Consider the following 1,968-nt stretch of genomic DNA (forward strand, 5'->3'; position numbering starts at 1 on the left):
CCACAGCCGCCCGGTGTCGGTCTTCCCCTTGGCCAGCACGGGTAGGGTGGGGAGGGTGGCGCCTGACACCTGCGAGAGGACACCCCTCTCCCTCCCTCCGAACCGTGCTTGCACCTTTCAGTGCACACGGCTCTCCATCTCCAACTGCTGTCGCGCTCTCCAATCCGGCAACCGCCCCGCATGCAGCGCATGGTGGCATGACCGACATAGCACGATCCGCTTGCGCAGTCGTGCCGCCGGAGCCATCCGGCTGTACGGGGTGTCCTTCAGGTCGGCCAGCTTACGGACATGATGCACCTCGCATGGCTGGTCGGTGGCACCACAAAGCATGCATTCCTGCGCATTGAGGCGCTCGACCAATTCCGTGCGCGTGAAACCATAATCGGCGAAAGGCGGAATATCCACCTTCCCCCAGGTTCGCGGTGGTGGCCGCAAGTGCTTCAGCTTCCAAAGTGTGACCACTCTGGTTCGATCATGGACTTGATAACGGATGCCGTACTCCCGCCCCATCCGCATTCGGTTCAGGACCTTGCTGACCGTGCTGGCATGCTTGCTCGCCAGGGTCTTGCCCAGGCTGAGCGTCTGAAGATGTTCCAGTTTGCTCAGCTTGGACTTTACGTCCTTGGCCAGGGCATAGTAGGTGGCAAAGCCGCGGAACTCAGCGTTGTAGGCCATGACGATCTCGACGTCGCTCGCGTGGAGCAGGGTATCGCGATGCTTGGCCCGGAAGGCGTCGAAGTCGCCATACCCCTTTTCCCGACAGAACTTGGCGACGCGGTCGCGCGGCACCTTCAGTTGGAGGCGATCGGCGCTGGTCCGTTGGATCGCGCGCCGGCCACCACCGAGAGTCGCCATTACCCGTCGTTGCGGACTGTAGGTGCAAACGTCGTATCCCAGGAACCGGGCACCATCCGTCGCCTTGCAGACGCGGCTTTTCTCCGCAGAGATTTGGAGATGCAGATGCTCGGCCAGGAAGCCTTCGACCTCGCTCATGATCCGGCGCGCCTCAGCCTTGCTGCCGATTACGCCGATCAGGAAATCATCGGCGTACCGGCAATACTGGAGCCGCCGATAATCGGGGTCGAAGGGATCGCCACAAGGAACGGCAAAACGCCGTTCGGTCAGCCGGCGGACTTCAGCCAACGTGGCCTCAGCTCCGGCGGTGTCACCACGGGCGCGTTGTCGTTTCACCTTGGCACGGAGGGTGGACATCCTCGCCGTAATGGCGCCCCACTCGGGGTGCAACGCCCGCGCTTTCCCTTGATGGAAAGCGACAATCCGGCGCTCCATGAACCGGTCAAGTTCATGGAGATAGATGTTGGCTAGCAGCGGGGACACCACGCCTCCTTGAGGCGTGCCGCTGTAGGTCGGCCGGAACGCCCAGTCCTCGACATAGCCGGCCTTCAGCATGCCCCGGACCAGCGCCAGAAAACGCCGATCCGCGATCCGCTCGGCCAACAGGTCAAGCAGTATGCCGTGGTCGATGTTGTCGAAGAACCCGGTGACGTCCACATCGACGAGCCACTTCATGCCGCTCCAGGTCGCCCGGATGGTTTCGAGTGCGGTGTGGCAAGACCGGCCGGGGCGGAACCCATGGGAGTGTTCGGAGAACACCGGTTCGTAAATTCGCTCCAGCAGGACCCGCACCACCTCCTGGACCAGCTTGTCCTCCGTGGTCGGGATGCCCAACGGCCGTGTCTTGCCGTTGGCCTTGGGAATGTAGACCCGGCGCACGGGCTGCGTCTTGTAGGCTCCCGCCATCAACCGGGCGATGATGGAATGCACCTTGTCCGGCGAAAAGCCATCGAAGGTCGCACCATCCACTCCCGGCGTCAGAGCCCCCTTGTTCGGGGCGATCTTCTGGTAGGCCTGCTCCCAGAGGAGTGGGGCCTGCATCAGTCGGAAGAGCCCATTCACCCGTTTGCCGGTTTTGGAGATGACCGACAGGGACTGAACACGTCGAATGAC

At 62.6% G+C, this 1,968-nt stretch carries 1 protein-coding gene; it reads right to left on the reverse strand.

What is annotated here, in order from left to right; genetic code table 11:
- Positions 1 to 117 precede the first annotated feature (117 nt).
- Positions 118 to 1,968, reverse strand: a 1,851-nt coding sequence (locus DXK32_RS31845; RefSeq protein WP_205215881.1) for a reverse transcriptase domain-containing protein, incomplete at its 5' end; no start/stop codon positions are given.

Origin of the sequence: Azospirillum brasilense (genome assembly GCF_003349955.1) — a bacterium.
In the GTDB taxonomy this organism is placed as follows: domain Bacteria; phylum Pseudomonadota; class Alphaproteobacteria; order Azospirillales; family Azospirillaceae; genus Azospirillum; species Azospirillum brasilense_B.